The following is a 19,996-nucleotide window of genomic DNA, read 5'->3' as shown; positions in this document are numbered from 1 at the left end:
CGCCCCCCTCTGACCTGCTCCCTGAGTCCCCACGAACGCCCCCGGACGGCCGCGCGGTTGGGGTAGTTCAGACAAAAGCCCAGGCCATACCTGGTGGTACTGGGTGGCTCAGAACCGCCGGGAGCCGGATGGTTCTGCGGTTCTCTCTCCTCTACAAGGAGGGAACCGCCTGATCCGTTCCCCACTGCACCGAATCGGGACCGACGAGAAGCGAAGGAGCAAGATCATGTACGACTGCGAGGGGTGCGGACGGTCCCGGCAGGGGTTGTTCTTCGGCTCCGGGATCGGAGCAGCGAAGTGGTGGTGCCGGCGCTGCCAGAGCACCGATCAGAAGGAACTGATCAGCTCTCTGGATGACCACGCCCGGGGCGTGCTCAACCGTGACGCCGACGGCGTGCACTGGCCCTACGGCCCGAACATCTACGTCCAGATGCGCGCGGACCTGTTGGACTGGGCGGACCGGCACGACCTCAAGAGTGGCGACACGGGGTGTTCGTCCGGGCTCCACTGGCTCGACAGGGGCCGCTGCGCCAAGAGGGAATGCCAAGGCAGACCGGGGTTCTACGACCACACGACCACGTGGCTTTCGCGGACCACCGGCAGGCCCGCTCTGGTGTTCAACCAGCCGTACAGGCAGGTGGACCCGGCCGAGGTTTGGGATTACATCAGCGAGTACCCGTCTCTCACGGCCGAGGTCGAGCCGGAGAGTTGGTACGGCGCAGGTACCAGCGGTGTCTACATCTGGAATGACGGCAACCGTTCCGTGGCTGTTCGGTCGCCCCGTTAACCGCGCATCGAAGGGTTCCACCTCACGGTGGGCCCCTTCGGGATCGTGCCCGGTGAGGCACTGGCGGAGGAGTGACTATCACTACTGGAAGCGACTTCTGGAAGACGCGGAGGGTTCGGAACGCCCGGCTGCACGACGCTCGGCCCACGGCCGCCACCGTGCGCATGCTGCTCGGTGTCCCGGACCGGTCATCGATCAGATCATGGGGTGGGAGCCTGGCACCTCCGCAAGCATGCGGGCGAGGACCTCCACGTGCCGGACGCCATGCTCAAGGACGTGGCCCGGAAGATCGCCGAAGCCATCTGGAGACCCCGGACACACCCCCTGTGGACAAGAACCAGGACAACGAGGGCTGAGAACCGGCGAAGGGCCCCACCGCAAGCGGTGGGGCCCTTCGACATCGTGCCCGGTGAGGCACTGGCGGAGGATACGAGATTCGAACTCGTGAGGGGTTGCCCCCAACACGCTTTCCAAGCGTGCGCCCTAGGCCTCTAGGCGAATCCTCCGCCGCAAACAATACAAGACGTTGAGGAGTGCTCGCGAACTCGTTCCCGCCTCCGACATCAGGTAGCCTTGGCGCAGCCCCTCACGCGGCGTTATCTGACTGAACTCCCCCAGGGCCGGAAGGCAGCAAGGGTAGGTTGGCTCTGGCGGGTGCGTGGGGGGCGTCTGCGTTCCGGGGCGGGATCTGCCGGCCGGGCCCGGGCCGGGCCCGATGTCACTGGGCGCCTATAACCTCGTATGCGTGTCGTCTCTCGCTCTGTACCGCCGCTACCGCCCGGAGACCTTCGCCGAGGTCATCGGGCAGGAGCATGTCACCGACCCGCTGCAGCAGGCGCTGCGGAACAACCGGGTCAACCACGCGTACCTGTTCAGCGGGCCGCGCGGCTGCGGCAAGACGACCAGCGCCCGCATCCTCGCGCGCTGCCTGAACTGCGAGCAGGGGCCCACGCCGACACCCTGCGGGGAGTGCCAGTCCTGCCAGGACCTCGCACGCAACGGCCCCGGTTCCATCGACGTCATCGAGATCGACGCCGCTTCGCACGGAGGCGTGGACGACGCCCGTGACCTGCGCGAGAAGGCCTTCTTCGGGCCCGCCCGCAGCCGGTACAAGATCTACATCATCGACGAGGCCCACATGGTCACGTCGGCCGGCTTCAACGCGCTGCTGAAGGTCGTCGAGGAGCCGCCGGAGCATCTCAAGTTCATCTTCGCGACCACCGAGCCCGAGAAGGTCATCGGGACGATCCGGTCCCGGACCCACCACTACCCCTTCCGGCTCGTGCCCCCCGGCACCCTCCGGGAGTACCTCGGGCAGGTCTGCCAGAAGGAGACCATCCCCGTCGCGGAGGGCGTGCTCCCGCTCGTCGTGCGCGCCGGCGGCGGGTCCGTGCGTGACTCCATGTCCGTCATGGACCAGCTCCTGGCCGGCGCCGCGGCCAACGGTGTGACATACGCCATGGCCACCGCCCTGCTCGGGTACACCGACGGCTCCCTGCTCGACTCCGTCGTCGAGGCCTTCGCCACCGGCGACGGAGCCGCGGCCTTCGAGGTCGTCGACCGCGTGATCGAGGGCGGGAACGACCCCCGGCGTTTCGTCGCCGACCTCCTGGAGCGGCTGCGCGACCTGGTGATCCTCGCCGCCGTCCCGGACGCGGCCGAGAAGGGGCTCATCGACGCCCCCGCCGATGTGATCGAGCGCATGCAGGCCCAGGCCGGCACCTTCGGCCCCGCCGAGCTGGGCCGCGCCGCCGACCTCGTCAACGAGGGCCTGACCGAGATGCGCGGCGCCCACTCGCCCCGTCTCCAGCTCGAGCTGATCTGCGCCCGCGTGCTGCTCCCCGCGGCCTACGGCGACGAGCGGTCCGTCATGGCGCGCCTCGACCGGATCGAGCGCGGCGTGAACTACTCCGCGGGTCCCGTCGGCATGCCCGCCGCGGGATACGTACCCGGGCCGGAAGGCCATGGGGGAGCGGCTGCCGCTCCCGTCCAGGCGGGCGGCGGCGGTGCGGTGCCACCGGGCGGCGGTCCGGCCGCGGCCCGCGCTGCCGTCCGTTCGTCCGGGGCAGGAGGATCAGGAGCACCGGGCAACGCAGGAGCACCGGGCGACGGCGGTGCCGCGCCCGGCCCCGGTGGCGTCGGCCCTGCTCCGGCCGCGGCCGACTCGGCCCCTCCGGCGACGGGCCAGGGTGCGCCGCAGCCCGCACCGGGCCAGGGTGCGACGCCGACGACACCGGCCGCGCCCCCGGCTCATGCCCCTGCCCCCGGCTCCCAGGCCGGACCTGGTGCCCCAGGAGGTCCCGGCGCCCCCACCGAGGCCCCGGCTGCCTCCCCCCCGGCCCCGGGCGGCCAGCCCCAGTCCGCCCCGGCCGCCTCCGCCCCTGGCGCCTGGCCCACCGCCGCCTCCGCCGGCAGCGGTGGCCGTCGCCCCGGCGGCTGGCCCACGGCCACCCCGGGCGCGTCGGCCTCGAACACCTCACCGGCGAACACCCCGCCGACGAGCACCCCCGCCCCCAGCACTCCACCGACGGCCCAGTCCCCGGCTCCGGCCGCCCCGGCCCCCGCCCCCACTGCCTCGGGCGGCGGCGGTGGCCTTGACCCCCGCATGCTCTGGCCGAACATCCTGGAGGCGGTCAAGAACCGCCGCCGCTTCACCTGGATCCTGCTCAGCCAGAACGCCCAGGTGGCCGGCTTCGACGGCACGACCCTCCAGCTCGGCTTCGTGAACGCGGGCGCGCGGGACAACTTCCTGAGCAGCGGCAGCGAGGACGTGCTGCGGCAGGCGCTTGGCGAGCAGTTCAACGTGCAGTGGAAGATCGAGGCGATCGTCGACCCCTCGGGCGGCTCCGCACCCCCGGCGCCGGGCGGCCCCTCCGGGTTCGGAGGCGGCGGTGGCGGCTACAACCCCGGCGGTGGCGGCGGATACGGCGCGGGCGGCGGTACGGCCACGGCCCAGCGCCCCGCCCCGCCCCAGTCGGCACCCCCGGCCACCCCCGCCCAGCAGTCGAGCAGCCCCGCCCCGGCCTCCACCCCGGCCCCGGCACCGACCGCATCCGTCCCCCAGCCCTCCGCCCCACCGCCGCGCCACGTCTCGGTCGAGGAGGACATCCCCGAGGACGACGACCCCGACCTCGACGAGTCGGCCCTCTCCGGCCAGGAGCTGATCGTCCGGGAGCTGGGGGCGACGGTGGTCGAGGAGTTCACGAACGAATAGCCGGGTCTCGCCTGCGCGGCCCGAGGAACACGCGGCTCGAGGAACACGCGGCCCGAGGAACACGCACCCCGAGGAACACGCACCCCGAGGAACACGGGCCCGCCTTGGAGGAACATCCAGCTCAAGATCCCCCCTCCCTTCGGAAGCCCGCACAAAGGGAACCCGGAGTCTCCCGTTAGGCTGACCCCGTGAAGGTCCTCGTCATCGGCAGCGGCGCCCGCGAACACGCCCTGTGCCACTCCCTGTCCCACGACCCCGATGTCACCGCGCTGTACTGCGCCCCCGGCAACGCCGGCATCGCCGAGGTCGCCGAGCTGCACCAGGTCGACGCCTCGGACGGCGCCGCGGTCACCGAGCTGGCCACCCGCCTCGGCGCGGAGCTCGTGGTCGTCGGCCCGGAGGCCCCGCTGGTCGCCGGTGTCGCCGACGCCGTGCGCGACGCGGGCATCCCCGTCTTCGGCCCGTCCGGGCAGGCGGCGCAGCTCGAGGGCTCCAAGGCCTTCGCGAAGGACGTCATGGCGGCGGCCGAGGTGCCCACGGCCCGCTCGTACGTCTGCACGACACCGGAGGAGGCCGACGCGGCCCTCGACGCCTTCGGCGCTCCGTACGTCGTCAAGGACGACGGGCTCGCCGCCGGCAAGGGCGTCGTCGTCACCGACGACCTCGAAGCGGCCCGGGCCCACGCGGCGGCCTGCGAGCGCGTGGTCATCGAGGAGTACCTCGACGGCCCCGAGGTCTCCCTGTTCGCCGTCACCGACGGCGAGACGGTCGTACCCCTTCAGCCCGCGCAGGACTTCAAGCGCGCCCTGGACGGCGACGAGGGCCCCAACACCGGCGGCATGGGCGCGTACTCCCCGCTGCCGTGGGCCGACCCGAAGCTGGTCGACGAGGTGCTGCAGACGGTGCTGCATCCGACCGTGGACGAGATGCAGCGCCGTGGCACGCCGTTCTCCGGCCTGCTCTATGCCGGCCTGGCGATCACTTCGCGCGGTGTCCGCGTGATCGAGTTCAACGCCCGGTTCGGCGACCCCGAGACCCAGGTCGTGCTGGCCCGGCTGAGGACGCCCCTGGCCGGCCTGCTGATGGCCGCCGCCACCGGCAACCTCGCCCACCTGGAGCCGCTGCGCTGGAGCGACGAGGCGGCCGTCACCGTGGTCGTCGCCTCGCACAACTATCCCGGCACCCCGCGCACCGGCGACCCGATCACCGGACTCGACGAGGTCGCCGCCCAGGACGCCCCGCACGCGTACGTGCTGCACGCCGGCACCAGGCAGGAAGGCGACGCCGTGGTCAGCGCGGGCGGCCGCGTCCTGTCCGTGACGGCCACCGGCAAGGACCTCACCGAGGCCCGCGACCGCGCCTACACGGCCGTCGGCCGCATCCGTCTCGACGGCTCCCAGCACCGCACGGACATCGCCGCGAAGGCGGCGGGAGCGTAAAGGCCGCTCTCTCGTCGCGGCCGGGGCGGGGAAACCACCCCGCCGCCGATGAACCCCCCAGGCCCCGGATCCGTCTCAGGATCCGGGGCCTGTTCTACGCGAAGGGGCGAGGGCCGTATGCGAGAGGCGGGAGCCCGACGCACGTTTTCCGTCATCCACCTCTCCCCAAAGCCATTCCATCGAGTGACCGATGCCCTATCCGGCTGACGGGGGGCGGAGCCCCAACTAGGGTGCGGCGCAAGCGTTCCGGCACTTGGCCCACCGGCATTGCGATGTCAGTGACGGGTGCCACAGTGGGGGAGTGAGCAAGGGCAGCGTCGGGTCTACGGGGAGGGGGTGAGGTCGGTCGTGACCGGAATGGGTGTGGAGGCAGGCGCGCAGGCCGCGCGAGCACGGGCACTGGCCGTGCTGCGCATCCGCAGCCGTGCCCTGGCCGTCGCCCTGCTGCCGGCCGCCGTCGCCGTGATCCTGCTCGCGGGTACGGTCGGCGACCGGCTCGAGGGCCCCGTCTGGGACGCGGCCCGCTGGGTGCTGACGCCGTTCGCGGTCCTCGTGCTGCTGGCCGCCGCAGGGATCGCCCTGGTCGTCGCCCGGGCCCGGCCCGCCATGAGCCCGACCGTCCCGGTCACCGAGGAGGCGGCCCCCGACCTGTACCGGATGGTCCGCGACCTCGCCGACCGCCTCGACGTCCCCGCGCCCTCCGCGATAGCGCTCACCCCGGACTGCGACAGCTGGCTGGAGGACCGCACCCACCCGGCCCACGCACCGCCCCCGGCCGAGGAGCACCGCGACATCGCGGGAGCGGGCAAGCAGGCGCACCGCCGGCATCCCGTGGCACCCGTCCTGGTCATCGGCTCCCCGTTCCTGTGGTGGATGCGGGTCGGCGAGCTGCGCGCGGTCCTCGCCCCGGTCATCGCCGGTACGGGCCCCTCGGCCCACCCGGACATAGCCGCGGCCCGCCGTTTCGTCCGGGGCCTGGACGCCGCGGTGGCCGTGGCCTCGGAGCCCCGGCGCGACCCGGTGTCGCGGGCGGTGCTCGCCGGGGTCGGGTGGGTCGCCCGGCTGCTGCTGCGCAGCTGCCGGGTCCATGCCGCCGAGCTGGAGCGGGGCGTGGCGGCCGCGGCGGCGGAGCGTGCACAGGCTGTGGATTACGGGCTGCGGATCGTCGCCCAGGAGCAGGTGGGCCTGGCGTACGCGGGCTGGGACCGGCTGCTGACCCGGGTCGCACTGCCCGCCTGGCGGATGGGCCGCTGGCCGTCCCGGCTGGACGCCGGTGTGGTCGCGGCGCTCACGGAGCTGTCCCGGCGCGACCGCCTGGCCGAGGGATTCGCGTCCCGGCTCGGCGAGCGGCCCGCCTGCGATCTTCTGGAGGAGCCGGGCACGGTCGACGAGGCCGCCTCCCTCCTCGCCGCGCGCCTGTTCCACGGCGGCCCCGCCGGGCCCGGCCCCGACTGGTCGCCGGTGGACTGGAGCGCGTACCCGGACGAGGTCGTGGACCGCAAGTGGCGCCTCGACGCGGCTCGCCTGCACCGCGTCCTGGACGCGATGGGCGTCCGCCCCGCCACCGGCCCCACGGCTCCCGCGACCGCCGCCCCGACCCTGTCCCGCGTCCTCGACCACCTCACGGACACGAGCCCGGCGTGGACGGCCGGGAACACCGGAGCGACCGGTCCCGCAGCGGGCTCCACCGGCCCCGGGCCGGACACCGCGCCGTCCGAAGCCGCCGGTCCGCCCCCCGGCAGACCGGACCCCCTCGACGACGAGGACCTCGCCGGTACGACGGTCCCCAGCGCCACCCTCGCCGCCCGCCTCAGCGCCGAACTGGCCCGCGAGGAGGCCGCCCCCTCCCCCGCGGCCCCCTCCCCCGCCTCCCCGTCCCCGACCCCCGACCCCGCGGCCCTCTGGGACGACCGGGCCCTCCCCCTCTTCCCCCTCCAGCTCCCGCGCACGGCCAGGGAGCTGCTCGCCGACCACCTCACCGCGATGGTCTGCTGCGCCGCGATGGACACCGCCGGTGCGACCCCGGGCCTCGACTGGCTGGACGGCCCCACCCTCCTGATCGACGGTGAGCGCACGGCCGACCTGGCGCCCAAGGTCCTCACCCTCATCGAGGACGGCGACGCAACGCCCCTGCGGGTCTGGCTGTCCCAGCTCGGCATACGCCCGGAGAAGCCGGTCCGTCTCGGCTGAACACCGGAGCGCGAGCTTCCGGTTCTGGCCAATTCAAAACGAACAGTGACGAAGTGCGCGCGTTATGTGATGTGCTTGGACCGTTCGCGTGCATGGCAAGGGCTTGCGACATACGACAAGCACATAGGCACACCGCGTCGCACGGACCGCGTAACGCCGCACGCATCGCAGAGCACCGCACACACCACACGCACCGCACGCACCGCACGGGCAGGCACCACCACGGGGGCACAGGGGAGGGGAAGCAACCATGGGCTCGGAGCAGATCCGCCGCTGGGAGTCGGGAGCGCTGGCGCACGCCGTGACGGATCCCTTCGGGCAGGGCCCCGTTCCGTGGCTGCGGGGCAACGTGACGTACTTCGACGACTCGGGCCAGGTCGTCCCCTGGTACGTGGACCAGGACGCGCCCCACCCGTCGAAGAAGGGCAGCCGTGCGAGCGGCCCCCGCGCGGCCGACGACGTCAACCGCCAGATCAAGGGCTTCACCTCCACCGGTGCGGTCGCGCCCGGCGAGGCCATCGACTTCCACATCACCGTCGACCCGCCGCAGCAGTTCGCCGTCGACATCTACCGCATCGGCCACTACGGCGGTGACGGCGCCGCGAAGATCACCACCAGCCCGCGGCTGTCCGGCATCGTCCAGCCCGCGCCGCTCGCCGCGGACCGTACGGTCTCCTGCCACCACTGGTGGCTGTCCTGGCGCCTCCAGGTCCCCTCGTACTGGAACATCGGCGCGTACGTCGCCGTCCTCACCACCGCCGACGGCTACCGCTCCCACGTCCCCTTCACCGTCCGCCACGACCAGCCCGCCGACCTGCTGCTCGTGCTGCCCGACGTCACCTGGCAGGCGTACAACCTCTACCCGGAGGACGGCCGCACCGGCGCCAGCCTCTACCACGCCTGGGACGAGAAGGGCCGGCTGCTGGGCGAGTCGGAGGCGGCCACCACGGTCTCCTTCGACCGTCCGTACGCGGGCGCGGGCCTGCCCCTGCACGTCGGCCACGCCTACGACTTCATCCGCTGGGCCGAGCGCTACGGCTACGACGTCGCCTACGCCGACGCCAGCGACCTGCACGCGGGCCGCGTCGACCCCACGCACTACCGCGGCCTGGTCTTCCCGGGCCACGACGAGTACTGGTCGGCCGCCATGCGCGCCACCGTGGAGCGCGGCCGTGACGCCGGCACCTCGCTGGTCTTCCTCTCCGCCAACTCCATGTACTGGCAGGTGGAGCTGGGCCCCTCCCCGTCCGGCGTGCCCGACCGGCTGCTGACCTGCCGCAAGCGCCGGGGCCCGGGCAAGCCGGTGCTGTGGCGGGAGATCGACCGGGCGGAGCAGCAGCTCATGGGCATCCAGTACGCCGGGCCCGTCCCCGAGCCGCACCCGCTGATCGTGCGCAACGCCGGGCACTGGCTGTGGGAGGCGACCGGGGCGCACGAGGGTGACGAAGTCGAGAACCTGGTGGCGGGCGAGGCCGACCGCTACTTCCCGCGCACCCCGCTGCCCGAGCACGAGGAGCGCATGCTGCTCGCCCACTCCCCGTACACCGACAAGGAGGGCGTCGCGCGCCACCAGGAGACGTCCTTGTACCGCGCTCCGTCCGGCGCCTGGGTCTTCGCATCCGGAACGTTCGCCTGGTCCCCGGCCCTGGACCGCCCCGGCCACGTCGACAGCCGTGTCCAGCGGGCCACGGCCAATCTCCTGGACCGCATCTGCAAACGCGACTGACCCACTGTCCGTGATCAGGCTCGGATACGGGAGAATCGAGCCACTTGGACAGAACCACGGGGAGGCACCGTGTCCGGATTCGTCGAAAAGCCCGAGCCGATCCAGGTTCCGGGCCTGGTACATCTGCACACCGGCAAGGTGCGCGAGCTGTACCGGAACGAGGCGGGCGACCTCGTGATGGTCGCCAGCGACCGCATGTCGGCCTACGACTGGGTGCTGCCGACCGAGATCCCCGACAAGGGCCGGATCCTCACGCAGCTGTCCCTGTGGTGGTTCGAGCGGCTCGCCGACCTGGTCCCGAACCACGTGCTGAGCACGGAACTGCCCGACGGCGCCCCCGCCGACTGGGCGGGCCGCACGCTGATCTGCAAGTCCTTGCAGATGGTCCCGGTCGAGTGCGTGGCCCGCGGCTACCTCACCGGCTCGGGCCTCGCCGAGTACAACGAGACCCGCACGGTCTGCGGTCTCGCCCTGCCGGAGGGCCTCACCGACGGCAGTGAACTGCCCGCCCCGATCTTCACCCCGGCCACCAAGGCCGCCGTCGGCGAGCACGACGAGAACGTCTCCTACGAGGAGGTCGCCCGCCAGGTCGGCGCGGACACCGCGGCCCGACTGCGCCAGGCGACCCTCGCCGTCTACTCCCGGGGCCGGGACATCGCCCGGGAGCGGGGCATCATCCTCGCCGACACGAAGTTCGAGTTCGGCTTCGACGGCGACGACCTGGTCCTCGCCGACGAGGTCCTCACCGCGGACTCCTCCCGCTTCTGGCCGGCCGACCAGTGGCAGCCGGGCCGTGCGCAGCCCTCGTACGACAAGCAGTTCGTCCGGGACTGGCTGACCTCGGCGGAGTCCGGCTGGGACCGCAAGAGCGAGCAGCCCCCGCCGGCCCTGCCCCAGCAGGTCGTCGACGCCACCCGCGCCAAGTACGTGGAGGCGTACGAGCGCCTGACCGGCACGAGCTGGTCGTAGGACACGAAGAAGCCCCCCGGCGGAACCGGGGGGCTTCTTCGATGGAGCGAACGACGAGGTTCGAACTCGCGACCTCAACCTTGGCAAGGTTGCGCTCTACCAACTGAGCTACGTTCGCATGCGCCGTGGCGCGAGAACCACTATACCCAACCTCGCTCCCGCGCGAGCCGTACCGCCGCATGCCGGTTCTCCGCACCGAGCTTCGAGACGGCCGACGACAGATAGTTCCGCACGGTCCCCTGCGACAGCGCGGCCCGCTCGGCGATCTCCGCGACGGGCGCACCGTCGGCGGCGAGTTCCAGGACCTCGGCCTCCCGCGCCGTCAGCGGCGAGTCCCCGGCGGCGATCGCGTCGGCGGCCAACTCCGGGTCGACGTAACGGTTCCCGGCGTACACCGTCCGGATGAGCTCCGCGAGCCGCTGTGCGCTCACGGTCTTCGGCACGAACCCGCGCACCCCGGCCGCCAGAGCCCGCTTCAGATGCCCGGGCCGTCCGTGGCTGGTCACGATGAGCACCTTGCAGCCGGGCAGTTCGGTCCGCAGGGATGTGGCGACCTTCACACCGTCGGCTCCGGGCATCTGGAGATCCAGCACGGCGACATCGGGTTGGTGCGCCCGGGCCATCGCCAGCGCCTCGGGCCCGGTGGCCGCCTCGGCGACGACGACGAGGTCGTCCTCCAGCGACAGCAGCGCGGCGAGCGCCCCCCGGATGAGGTGCTCGTCGTCGGCGAGCAGCAGCCGCACGGGTTCCACGGCCGTCACGGCGTGACCTCACTCACAGAAAGCGCGGCGACGGCGGCCGGGACGGCGCCGGCGGGGCCGGGCTGTGACGGCAGCGGAATCTCCGCCGTCAGCCGGAACAGTCCTTGTCCCGCGGGCCCGGCCTCGAGGGTCCCGTCGATCTCCGCCAGCCGTTCCCGCAGCCCGGCGAGCCCCGAGCCGGACGGTCCCTTCCCGGACTCGGTCCCCGCCTCGCTCACCCCGTCGTTCTCCACGGACAACACCACCCGCCCCTCCAGCACCTGCAATCGCACCGCACATCGCCGCGCGTCCCCGTGCCGCAGGACGTTCGTCGCGGCCTCCCGCATCACCCACCCCAGGGCGGACTGCACCGCCGCGGGCAGCACGGCCGCCGTCGCCCCGCCGACCGTGCAGTCGATCCCGGCCGCCGCCAGCACCCCTTGCGCTCCGGCGAGTTCCGAGCCGAGGTCGGCCTCCCGGTAGCCGCGCACGACCTCCCGTACCTCCCGCTGCGACTCGTGCGCGAGCCGCTGCACCTCGACCATCTGCGTCACGGCCTCGGGCCGCCCCCGTTGGGCCAGCTGCACGGCCAGCTCGCTCTTCAGTGCGATCACGGCGAGGTTGCGCCCCATGACGTCGTGCAGATCCCGCCCGAACCTCAGCCGCTCCTCGGCGACGGCGAGCCGGGCCCGGGTCTCGCGGGCCTCGTCGAGCTCGAAGACGGAATTGAGCAGCCACACCGAGAAGACGGCCGTGAAGGCGATGAACACGCCGCCGATCAGCACGATCAGCGCCGTGAAGAGCGCCGTGAGCACGGGGGCGCCGAGCGTGAACGCCATGACCCAGGTGCCCGCCGCGAAGCCGCCCGCGATGCCGAACGCGCGCCGCCGGGAGCGGACGCCGAGCGCGATGATGCCGGGACCGAAGATCAGGATCACTCCGAAGACGCCACCGGCGGCGGTGTCGACGCCCTCGCGGTCCGGCCCGAGCTCGGCGAGTCCGATCGCGGCGGCGGCGATCGCGGCGGTGACGGCGGCCAGCGTCCACATCAGTCCGGTGGGCTGGGGCCTGCGGCCACGGGTCCAGTCGATCGCCCGGGAGACGGTCACGAAGCCGAGGCCGGCGTGCACGGCCACCACCAGCATCGCGGCTCCACCCAGCCGCGGCCCGAGCGGGGCCACGGACGTGAGCCCGACGGAGAAGAACTCCATCACCGCGAAGAAGTGGAACGACCACCGCGTGTACGACTCCACCTTCTCCGGCGTGGTCTTGTGCCGCCACCACCTGCCCGGCGTGCGCATGCGCCCCGTCACTCCCCTTCGGTCAACGCCGCGGTTCCCAGCGGAACCACCGCCGTACAGCAAACACCGCGATGAGGATCCAGGCCATGGCGGTCGCGAGAGCGCCCAGCGCCTCGTACGCGGAGAGGTCCCCGGTCCAGCCGCCGCGCACCAGCGTGATGACGGGCGTCAGCGGCAGCAGTTCGAGCACGGAGGCCACCCGGTCCGGGAACAGTTCCAGCGGTGCGAACATGCCGGAGCCGATCATCGAGACCATCAGCAGCGGCATGGGCGTGACCTGGGCGCTCTCGCCGGTCCGGGTGAAACTCGCGGTGGCCGCGGCGAGGGCTGCGCTCATCACGAGCCCCAACAGCAGCCCCAGGACGACCAGATGCGGCGCCGACGGCGCGGACAGGTCCATCAGAACGGCACACCCCACCACCAGCAGCAGGCACTGCGCGAGCCCGGTGAGGACCGCCGGCAGTGACGTGCCGGCCAGGATCTCGACGTCCCGCAGCTCGCCGGTGCGCAACCGCTTGAGTACGAGCTCCTCACGCCGCACGACGAACGCGCCGACGAGCACGGAGTAGACGGCGAACAGCAGGGAGAAGCCGACCGCGGCGGGCAGCACCAGGGTGCCGGTGCTCAGCCCCGCCCCGGCGAGGTCCATGTCCTCGGACGCCGCCCGCACGCTGACCGGCATCACCAGCGGCACGAACAGCGCCGCGAAGAGCGCGCCCCTGGTCCGCCCGAGCAGGGTCAGTTCGGCGCGGGCCAGAGCGGTCATCCGGCTCACTGGGGTCGTCGTCGCCGCCGGGCGGGGCGTCGTGTGCGTCGCGCTCATGCCGCGTACTCCTTCGTCGTCATGCCCATGGCCTGCTGCCCGGAGGCGTCCTTGGCGATCCCGAGGAACGCCTCCTCCAGGGAGGCCGAGCGCACGTCCAGACGGCGCAGCTCGACCCGGGCCTGCGCGGCCCACATCAGCAGGCCGGTGGCGGACCGCTGGAGTTCATGGGTGCGCAGCCGGACGATCCGGCCGTCGGTCTCGTGGCCGGTCACGCCCAGTTCGCCGAGCGGCGGGAGATCGCCGACGAAGTAGCCGTCGGGCAGTTCGAAGGAGATCCGCGACGGCTCCGCGGCGGTCACCTCGGCCGGGGTGCCGGTGGTGGCGATCCGGCCCTCGTGCATGATCGCCAGCCGGTCGGCGAGGTTCTCGGCCTCTTCCAGGTAGTGCGTGGTCAGCAGCACGGTCGTCCCGCCGTCGCGCAACGCGCTGACCAACTCCCAGGTGGCCCGGCGGCCTTCGGCGTCCAGCCCGGTGGACGGCTCGTCGAGGAAGAGCACCTCGGGGTCGCCGAGCAGGGCGAGGGCCAGGTCGAGGCGGCGCCGCTGGCCGCCGGACAGCTGCTTGACCCGGGTGCCGGCCTTCGCCTCCAGGCCGACCAGGGCCAGTACCTCCGCCGGCGGCCGGGCCCCGCTCACGCATCCCGCCCACATCCGCGCGGTCTCGGCGACGGTGAGCTCGGAGGGGAAGCCGCCCTCCTGGAGCATCACGCCGGTGCGGGGCCGTACGGCGGCCCGGTCGGCGTAGGGGTCGTGCCCGAGGACCCTTACCCGTCCGCCGGCCGGCCGCGCGAGTCCCTCCAGGAGCTCGACGGTCGAGGTCTTGCCCGCGCCGTTGGTGCCGAGCAGCGCGAAGATCTCCCCGCGCCGGACGGAAAAGCTGATTCCGCGTACCGCCTCGAACCCGCCCCCGTACACACGTCGCAGGTCAGTGACCTCAATCACGTGTTCGTGTCCGTTGGTTTCCATGCTCCAAGCGTCCCGGCCGTACGGGCCCGCAAGCAGTGCGCGCTGTCATCACTCGGCATGACAAATGTCAGAAGCGGGGAGCAGCACACGAAGAAGCCCCGGTCCTGAAGGACCGGGGCTTCTTTCCCGAGCGGACGACGAGGTTCGAACTCGCGACCTCAACCTTGGCAAGGTTGCGCTCTACCAACTGAGCTACGTCCGCATGTGCTCCCGATCAGCTTTCACTGACCGGTGCGGGCACCAGCCTACCTGATCCTCCCCCAAGCTCTCGACAAGCTCGAGCAGGGGGTACCCCCATGAGTGTCCGGTACGGCGATGCAGAGCGGGTGACAGGAATCGCACACTGCGCCTTCCCCCTGGAAGGGGGATGTTCTACTACTGAACTACACCCGCATGTTTCCGTGAGCTGGGCCTTTCGGCCTCGCCCCTCGGCGTGCTCCAGACTCTAGCTGATCAGCCGGGGTGCTGCGCAAGTCGGTTGCCGCGAGGGGCGGGTGGACGGGCGCCGGTCCGGGCCCGACGGCCGTCACTGCGCGGCGGTGAACGCCTCGTAGACCTTCTTGGGGATGCGCCCGCGCGCGGGGACCTCCATCTTGTTGGCCTGGGCCCAGGCGCGCACGGCCGACGGGTCGGGGGCGACCTCCGTCTGCCGGTAGGCCTTGCCCGAGCGGGACCGCTTGCGGCCGGCTTCCACGTAGGGCGCGAGCGCCTTCCGCAGTTCTCCGGCGTTGACTTCGCTCAGGTCGATCTCGTACGACGTGCCGTCCAGTCCGAAGGCGATCGTTTCCGTCGCTTCCGAGCCGTCGATGTCGTCAAAGAGAGTGACCACGACCTTCTGCGCCACGAATATCGGTCCCTTCATGCGGCACTATGCCAATTCATTTGTACAGTGCCCGGCAATACATTGTGAAGTCCGACTAAATCCTTCTGCGTGTCCAAAAGCAAGAAGGGAGCGGAGCGACTTCGTTGGAAGGGTGGCGGCGGGAGACGGGCGGGCGCAATAGTTCCCGGGTGTCGATCCGGAATCCTTCCCGAAAATTTCGTGTGTGGGTCCGTCGATGCCGGATCGTGATGCCGGTCACGTAGTTTCCTACAAGTCAACGCGCGTAGAAATTTTGTGCGGGTAGTCTGAAGGGACCTGCTCAGCACCACACACCGGGAGTGCCAGTGGCACGCGTCGTAGTCGACGTCATGCTCAAGCCGGAGATCCTCGACCCCCAGGGCCAGGCGGTGCAGCGCGCACTGCCGCGGCTGGGTTTCGACGGGATCTCGGACGTCCGCCAGGGAAAGCGTTTCGAACTGGAAGTTGACGGGCCGGTCGACGAGGCCGCCCTCGCCCGCATTCATGATCTTGCGGAGTCCTTCCTCGCGAACACCGTGATCGAGGACTTCTCGATCCGGGTCGAGGAAGTCGCGGAGGCCGCGAAGTGACCGCTCGTATTGGCGTCGTCACTTTTCCCGGCAGCCTGGACGACCGTGACACACAGCGCGCGATCCGCGTCGCGGGCGCCGAGCCGGTCGCCCTGTGGCACAAGGACAAGGACCTCAAGCAGGTCGACGCCGTGGTGCTGTGCGGCGGCTTCTCCTACGGCGACTATCTGCGCGCCGGGGCCATCGCCCGCTTCTCGCCGGTGATGGAGCCCCTGCTGGAGCAGGCGAAGGCCGGTCTGCCGGTGCTCGGCATCTGCAACGGCTTCCAGATCCTCACCGAGGCCCACCTGCTGCCGGGCACGATGCTCCGCAACGACCACCTGCACTTCATCTGCCGCGACCAGAAGCTGCGGGTGGAGAACGCCGGGACCGCCTGGACCACCGACTACTCGGCCGGCCAGGAGATCCACATCCCGCTGAAGAACAACGACGGGCAGTACGTCGCCGACGCGTACACGCTCGACAAGCTGGAGGCCGAGGGCCGTGTCGCCTTCCGGTACCTCGACTTCAACCCCAACGGCTCGCAGCGGGACATCGCCGGCGTCAGCAACGAGGCCGGAAACGTGGTCGGCCTCATGCCGCACCCCGAGCACGCCGTCGAGCCGCTGATCGGCACCGGCCGCACCGACGGCCTCCCGTTCTTCACCTCGATCCTCAAGAAGCTGGTCAACGCATGAGCCGGACGCCTCTGGACACGGTCGAGCACGCGGCCGCGACCCCCGACGTCGAGCTGCCCTGGGCCGAACTGGGCCTGAAGAAGGACGAGTACGAGCGGGTCGTGGAGATCCTCGGCCGCCGGCCCACCGGGGCCGAGCTCGCCATGTACTCGGTGATGTGGTCGGAGCACTGCTCGTACAAGAGCAGCAAGGTGCACCTGCGCCAGTTCGGCGAGAAGGCCCCCGAGTCCGACGCCATGCTCGTCGGCATCGGCGAGAACGCCGGTGTCGTGGACGTCGGCCAGGGCTACGCGGTCACCTTCAAGGTCGAGTCGCACAACCACCCGTCGTACGTCGAGCCCTACCAGGGCGCGGCCACCGGTGTCGGCGGCATCGTCCGCGACATCATCGCCATGGGCGCCCGCCCGGTCGCGGTCGTCGACCCGCTGCGCTTCGGCGCCGCCGACCACCCCGACACCAAGCGCGTCCTGCCGGGTGTCGTCGCGGGCATCGGCGGCTACGGCAACTGCCTGGGCCTGCCCAACATCGGCGGCGAGGTCGTCTTCGACGCCTGCTACCAGGGCAACCCGCTGGTCAACGCCGGTGCCATCGGCGTCATGCGGCACGAGGACATCCACCTCGCGAAGGCGTCCGGCGCGGGCAACAAGGTCATCCTCTACGGGGCCCGGACCGGCGGCGACGGCATCGGCGGCGCCTCGATCCTGGCCTCCGAGACCTTCGACGACGCCAAGCCCTCGAAGCGCCCGGCCGTCCAGGTCGGCGACCCCTTCCAGGAGAAGCTCCTCATCGAGTGCACCCTGGAGGCCTTCCAGGAGAAGCTGGTCGTCGGCATCCAGGACCTCGGCGCCGCGGGTCTGTCCTGCGCCACCTCCGAGCTCGCCTCCAACGGCTCCGGCGGCATGCGCGTCACCCTGGACGACGTCCCCCTGCGCGACTCCACGCTCTCGCCCGAGGAAATCCTCATGAGCGAGTCGCAGGAGCGCATGTGCGCGGTCGTCGAGCCGGAGAAGGTCGACCGCTTCCTGGAGATCTGCGAGAAGTGGGACGTCATCGCCACCGTCATCGGCGAGGTGACCGACGGCGACCGCCTCGAGATCTACTGGCACGGTGGCAAGATCGTCGACGTCGACCCGCGCACGGTCGCGCACGAGGGCCCGGTCTACGAGCGCCCGTACGCCCGCCCGTCCTGGCAGGACGAGCTCCAGGCCGACGACGCGAACAAGCTGCCCCGGCCGGCGACCTCCGAGGAGCTGAAGGACCAGGTACTGAAGCTGGTCGGCTCCCCGAACCAGGCCTCCAAGTCCTGGATCACCAGCCAGTACGACCACTTCGTGCAGGGCAACACCGTCCTCGCTCAGCCCGAGGACTCCGGCATGATCCGGATCGACGAGGAGACCGGCCTCGGCGTCGCCATCGCCACGGACGGCAACGGCCGGTATGCCAAGCTCGACCCGTACCACGGCGCCCAGCTGGCCCTGGCGGAGGCGTACCGCAACGTCGCCACCACCGGCGCCAAGCCGCTCGCCGTCTCCGACTGCCTGAACTTCGGCTCGCCCGAGGACCCGGCGGTGATGTGGCAGTTCGCGGAGGCCGTGCGCGGTCTGGCGGACGCCTGCCAGCAGCTCGGCACCCCGGTGACCGGCGGCAACGTCTCGCTCTACAACCAGACGGGCGAGGCGGCCATCCACCCCACCCCGGTCGTCGCGGTCCTGGGCGTCATCGACGACGTGGCCCGCCGCACGCCCGTCGCCTTCCAGGAGGAGGGCCAGCTGCTCTACCTCCTCGGCGACACGCGTGAGGAGTTCGGCGGCTCGGCCTGGTCCCAGGTGGTTCACGACCACCTCGGCGGCCTGCCCCCGAAGGTCGACCTGGAGCGTGAGCGCCTGCTGGCCGAGATTCTGATCTCCGCCTCCCGCGACGGCATGATCGACTCCGCGCACGACCTGTCCGACGGCGGTCTGATCCAGGCGGTCGTCGAGTCGGCGCTGCTGGGGCAGAAGGGCGCCCGCCTGATCGTCCCGGACGGTCTGGACGCCTTCACCTTCCTCTTCTCCGAGTCGGCCGGCCGCGCCGTCGTGGCCGTGCCGCGCTCCGAAGAGGTCCGCTTCAACGACATGTGCGGTGCGCGGGGCCTCCCGGTCACCCGCATCGGTGTCGTCGACGGTGACGTCGTGGACGTCCAGGGCGAGTTCGCCCTCACGCTGTCCGAGCTGCGCGAGACGCACGAGAGCACGATCCCGGCGCTGCTGAAGTAGGCAACCGCTCCGAAGCCCCCGCCCGGTCCGCCGGGCGGGGGCTTCGCCGTGCCCGGGGCGGACAGGCCGGACTCCCTCTTGCACGAGATTACGTAGTTCCGTAATCTCGGAATCGTGGAACTCGAACAACGCGTCGCCGACCTGGAGCGCCGCCTCGCCGCCCTGGAAGGCGCCCAGCACACCGCCCCCCACATCGACGGGAGCGACTTCTGGGCCCTGAACGGACTGCGGGAACAGCTGACCGAGGCAGGTGAAGCGGGCGGCGGTGTCCTCTACACCGGCTCCGTGCGCCTGCCGACGGGCGAGGAGTACGCCTGGCAGATGACCGCCCTCACCCAGGACCTGCTGGAGGGCGACTGGACCTCGGCCGCGGAGTCGTTCGCCGCACTCGGCCACCCGGTCCGGATCCGCCTGCTGCGCGAGATCCTCGGCGGCCGGCGCACCGCCGCCGAACTCGCCGAGCTGGACGAGGTCGGCACAACCGGCCAGATCTACCACCACCTGCGCCAGCTCACCGCCACGGGCTGGCTGCACACGACCGGCCGGGGCCGTCACGAGGTGCCGCCGGGGCGGGTCGTACCGCTGCTGACGGCGCTGACGACCACCCGCCCGTAAAGGAACTCGGAGGGGACAGGATGTCCGCACGCAAGCTCGGCATGGTGGCCTACCGCGTTCTGTGGCTGGTCTTCTTCGGCCTGATCGCCGCCGATCTCTGCTTCGGCCTGTCCGTGGTTCCCTGGTGGGGGAACTTCGCGCCGGCGGTCCTGGCGTACGCCGTCATCATGCTGGTGAACCGCTGGGGCGGTGCCCCGGACCGGCCGAGCGTGGCCCGCGAGCCCGTCGAGGTCGCTCCTCCCGTCACCGGCCGCTGGTCCGCGCTGAACAGCCCGGCCGACCGCACCCCCAGCCACGGGGTGCACAGTTACGGCCAGACCTTCGCCATCGACATCCTCGCCGAGCCCGAGCCGGGGGCCCGTCCGGCCTTCGGTTGGCTCTGGCCCCTCGCCCGCCGCCCCCAGGCCTTCCCGGCCTACGGAGCCCCCCTCCTGGCGGTCGCCGACGCCACGGTCGTGCGAGCGGAAGACCGGCAGCGCGACCACCTCAGCCGGACCTCCCTGCCGGGGCTGCTGTACCTGATGCTTCCCGAGGGCATGGTGCGGGAGGTCGCGGGCGTCAGCCGCATCCTCGGCAACCACCTCGTCCTCGACCTCGGCGACGGCACCCACGCCGCCTACGCCCACCTCCAGCGCGGCTCCCTCACCGTCCGCGAGGGCGACCGGGTGCGGGCCGGACAGGTTCTGGCCCGCTGCGGCAACTCCGGCAACTCCTCCGAGCCGCACCTGCACTTCCAGCTGATGGACGGCCCGGACCCGGACGCGGCCCGGGGGGTCCCCTTCACCTGGCGGGGCATCGGCGTGCCCCGCAACGGGGAGACCTTCGAGGCGCCCCCGTCTGTCACAGCCCCCACTTAGGCTG

General features: G+C 71.7%; 16 protein-coding genes, 4 tRNA genes, 1 other RNA gene and 1 pseudogene. 13 read left to right on the top strand and 9 right to left on the bottom strand.

What is annotated here, in order from left to right:
• The first annotated feature begins 226 nt into the window (after positions 1 to 226).
• Both IE153_RS16045 and IE153_RS41620 read left to right on the top strand, forming a co-directional pair.
• A complete protein-coding gene (locus IE153_RS16045) occupies positions 227 to 787 on the top strand; it encodes a hypothetical protein (RefSeq protein ID WP_189590381.1) in 561 nt (186 codons plus the stop codon).
• A 70-nt stretch (positions 788 to 857) separates the two neighbouring features.
• Positions 858 to 1,143: pseudogene (locus tag IE153_RS41620) on the top strand (site-specific integrase); the annotation flags it as partial.
• 62 nt (positions 1,144 to 1,205) lie between these two features.
• On the opposite strand, the gene IE153_RS16040 reads toward IE153_RS41620, so the two are convergent.
• Positions 1,206 to 1,293, bottom strand: a tRNA-Ser gene (locus IE153_RS16040).
• 72 nt (positions 1,294 to 1,365) lie between these two features.
• Between IE153_RS16040 and ffs the strand changes: the two genes are divergently transcribed.
• From ffs to IE153_RS16010, 6 genes are all read left to right on the top strand, one after another.
• Positions 1,366 to 1,460, top strand: an RNA gene (gene ffs, locus IE153_RS16035) — signal recognition particle sRNA small type.
• A gap of 72 nt (positions 1,461 to 1,532) precedes the next feature.
• The gene (locus IE153_RS16030) at positions 1,533 to 4,001 is read left to right on the top strand and encodes a DNA polymerase III subunit gamma and tau (RefSeq protein WP_189590380.1); all 2,469 of its coding nucleotides are present in this window, start codon (positions 1,533 to 1,535) and stop codon (positions 3,999 to 4,001) included.
• Between the two features lie 188 nt (positions 4,002 to 4,189).
• Positions 4,190 to 5,440, top strand: coding sequence for a phosphoribosylamine--glycine ligase (gene purD / locus IE153_RS16025; protein WP_189590379.1), 1,251 nt, complete (start codon positions 4,190 to 4,192; stop codon positions 5,438 to 5,440).
• 357 nt (positions 5,441 to 5,797) lie between these two features.
• The gene (locus tag IE153_RS16020) at positions 5,798 to 7,630 is read left to right on the top strand and encodes a hypothetical protein (protein ID WP_189590584.1); all 1,833 of its coding nucleotides are present in this window, start codon (positions 5,798 to 5,800) and stop codon (positions 7,628 to 7,630) included.
• A gap of 250 nt (positions 7,631 to 7,880) precedes the next feature.
• Positions 7,881 to 9,356, top strand: a complete 1,476-nt coding sequence (locus IE153_RS16015; RefSeq protein ID WP_189590378.1) for a N,N-dimethylformamidase beta subunit family domain-containing protein — start codon at positions 7,881 to 7,883, stop codon at positions 9,354 to 9,356.
• Positions 9,357 to 9,425: 69 nt separating this feature from the next.
• Positions 9,426 to 10,325: a phosphoribosylaminoimidazolesuccinocarboxamide synthase gene (locus tag IE153_RS16010; protein ID WP_189590377.1), complete on the top strand. Its 900-nt coding sequence runs from the start codon at positions 9,426 to 9,428 to the stop codon at positions 10,323 to 10,325.
• A 42-nt stretch (positions 10,326 to 10,367) separates the two neighbouring features.
• On the opposite strand, the gene IE153_RS16005 is transcribed toward IE153_RS16010, so the two are convergent.
• The 8 genes from IE153_RS16005 to IE153_RS15970 form a co-directional block, all read right to left on the bottom strand.
• Positions 10,368 to 10,443, bottom strand: a tRNA-Gly gene (locus IE153_RS16005).
• 22 nt (positions 10,444 to 10,465) lie between these two features.
• Positions 10,466 to 11,086, bottom strand: coding sequence for a response regulator transcription factor (locus IE153_RS16000; protein ID WP_189590376.1), 621 nt, complete (start codon positions 11,084 to 11,086; stop codon positions 10,466 to 10,468).
• Positions 11,083 to 12,366 (bottom strand): sensor histidine kinase, encoded by a 1,284-nt coding sequence (locus tag IE153_RS15995; RefSeq protein WP_189590375.1) that lies wholly within the window; start codon positions 12,364 to 12,366, stop codon positions 11,083 to 11,085. The genes IE153_RS16000 and IE153_RS15995 overlap by 4 nt, the downstream gene beginning before the upstream one ends.
• A 22-nt stretch (positions 12,367 to 12,388) precedes the next feature.
• Positions 12,389 to 13,189, bottom strand: coding sequence for an ABC transporter permease (locus tag IE153_RS15990; RefSeq protein ID WP_189590374.1), 801 nt, complete (start codon positions 13,187 to 13,189; stop codon positions 12,389 to 12,391).
• Positions 13,186 to 14,157, bottom strand: coding sequence for an ABC transporter ATP-binding protein (locus IE153_RS15985; protein ID WP_189590373.1), 972 nt, complete (start codon positions 14,155 to 14,157; stop codon positions 13,186 to 13,188). Before IE153_RS15985 ends, IE153_RS15990 begins: the two co-directional genes overlap by 4 nt.
• A 129-nt stretch (positions 14,158 to 14,286) precedes the next feature.
• Positions 14,287 to 14,359: transfer RNA gene (locus tag IE153_RS15980), tRNA-Gly, on the bottom strand.
• Between the two features lie 119 nt (positions 14,360 to 14,478).
• Positions 14,479 to 14,550: transfer RNA gene (locus IE153_RS15975), tRNA-Gly, on the bottom strand.
• Positions 14,551 to 14,683: 133 nt separating this feature from the next.
• Positions 14,684 to 15,001 carry a histone-like nucleoid-structuring protein Lsr2 gene (locus tag IE153_RS15970; protein WP_189590583.1) on the bottom strand — a complete coding sequence of 106 codons (318 nt, stop codon included), beginning with the start codon at positions 14,999 to 15,001 and terminating at the stop codon, positions 14,684 to 14,686.
• Between the two features lie 323 nt (positions 15,002 to 15,324).
• On the opposite strand from IE153_RS15970, the gene purS reads away from it, so the two are divergent.
• The 5 genes from purS to IE153_RS15945 all read left to right on the top strand — a co-directional run bounded on the left by purS (position 15,325) and on the right by IE153_RS15945 (position 19,992).
• Positions 15,325 to 15,588: a phosphoribosylformylglycinamidine synthase subunit PurS gene (purS, locus tag IE153_RS15965; protein ID WP_189590372.1), complete on the top strand. Its 264-nt coding sequence runs from the start codon at positions 15,325 to 15,327 to the stop codon at positions 15,586 to 15,588.
• Positions 15,585 to 16,265: a phosphoribosylformylglycinamidine synthase subunit PurQ gene (gene purQ, locus IE153_RS15960; RefSeq protein WP_189590371.1), complete on the top strand. Its 681-nt coding sequence runs from the start codon at positions 15,585 to 15,587 to the stop codon at positions 16,263 to 16,265. The genes purS and purQ overlap by 4 nt, the downstream gene beginning before the upstream one ends.
• The gene (gene purL / locus IE153_RS15955; protein WP_189590370.1) at positions 16,262 to 18,520 is read left to right on the top strand and encodes a phosphoribosylformylglycinamidine synthase subunit PurL; all 2,259 of its coding nucleotides are present in this window, start codon (positions 16,262 to 16,264) and stop codon (positions 18,518 to 18,520) included. The genes purQ and purL overlap by 4 nt, the downstream gene beginning before the upstream one ends.
• A gap of 114 nt (positions 18,521 to 18,634) precedes the next feature.
• A complete protein-coding gene (locus IE153_RS15950) occupies positions 18,635 to 19,135 on the top strand; it encodes an ArsR/SmtB family transcription factor (protein ID WP_189590369.1) in 501 nt (166 codons plus the stop codon).
• Positions 19,136 to 19,155: 20 nt separating this feature from the next.
• Positions 19,156 to 19,992 (top strand): M23 family metallopeptidase, encoded by an 837-nt coding sequence (locus IE153_RS15945; RefSeq protein ID WP_189590368.1) that lies wholly within the window; start codon positions 19,156 to 19,158, stop codon positions 19,990 to 19,992.
• Positions 19,993 to 19,996 lie beyond the last annotated feature (4 nt).

It is taken from the genome of Streptomyces massasporeus (assembly GCF_014648995.1).
In the GTDB taxonomy this organism is placed as follows: Bacteria; Actinomycetota; Actinomycetes; order Streptomycetales; family Streptomycetaceae; genus Streptomyces; species Streptomyces massasporeus.
The sequence above is the reverse complement of the archived record's forward strand: the minus strand, read 5'-3'. Positions and strand labels throughout refer to the sequence as shown.

Bases quoted from the DNA above. Each gene is read 5' to 3' on its own strand.
- IE153_RS16045 (WP_189590381.1), top strand. From the start codon at position 227: ATGTACGACTGCGAGGGGTGCGGACGGTCCCGGCAGGGGTTGTTCTTC.
- IE153_RS16020 (WP_189590584.1), top strand. From the start codon at position 5,798: ATGGGTGTGGAGGCAGGCGCGCAGGCCGCGCGAGCACGGGCACTGGCC.
- IE153_RS16015 (WP_189590378.1), top strand. From the start codon at position 7,881: ATGGGCTCGGAGCAGATCCGCCGCTGGGAGTCGGGAGCGCTGGCGCAC.
- IE153_RS15995 (WP_189590375.1), bottom strand. From the start codon at position 12,366: ATGCGCACGCCGGGCAGGTGGTGGCGGCACAAGACCACGCCGGAGAAG.
- IE153_RS15990 (WP_189590374.1), bottom strand. From the start codon at position 13,189: ATGAGCGCGACGCACACGACGCCCCGCCCGGCGGCGACGACGACCCCA.
- IE153_RS15985 (WP_189590373.1), bottom strand. From the start codon at position 14,157: ATGGAAACCAACGGACACGAACACGTGATTGAGGTCACTGACCTGCGA.
- purL (WP_189590370.1), top strand. From the start codon at position 16,262: ATGAGCCGGACGCCTCTGGACACGGTCGAGCACGCGGCCGCGACCCCC.
- IE153_RS15945 (WP_189590368.1), top strand. From the start codon at position 19,156: ATGTCCGCACGCAAGCTCGGCATGGTGGCCTACCGCGTTCTGTGGCTG.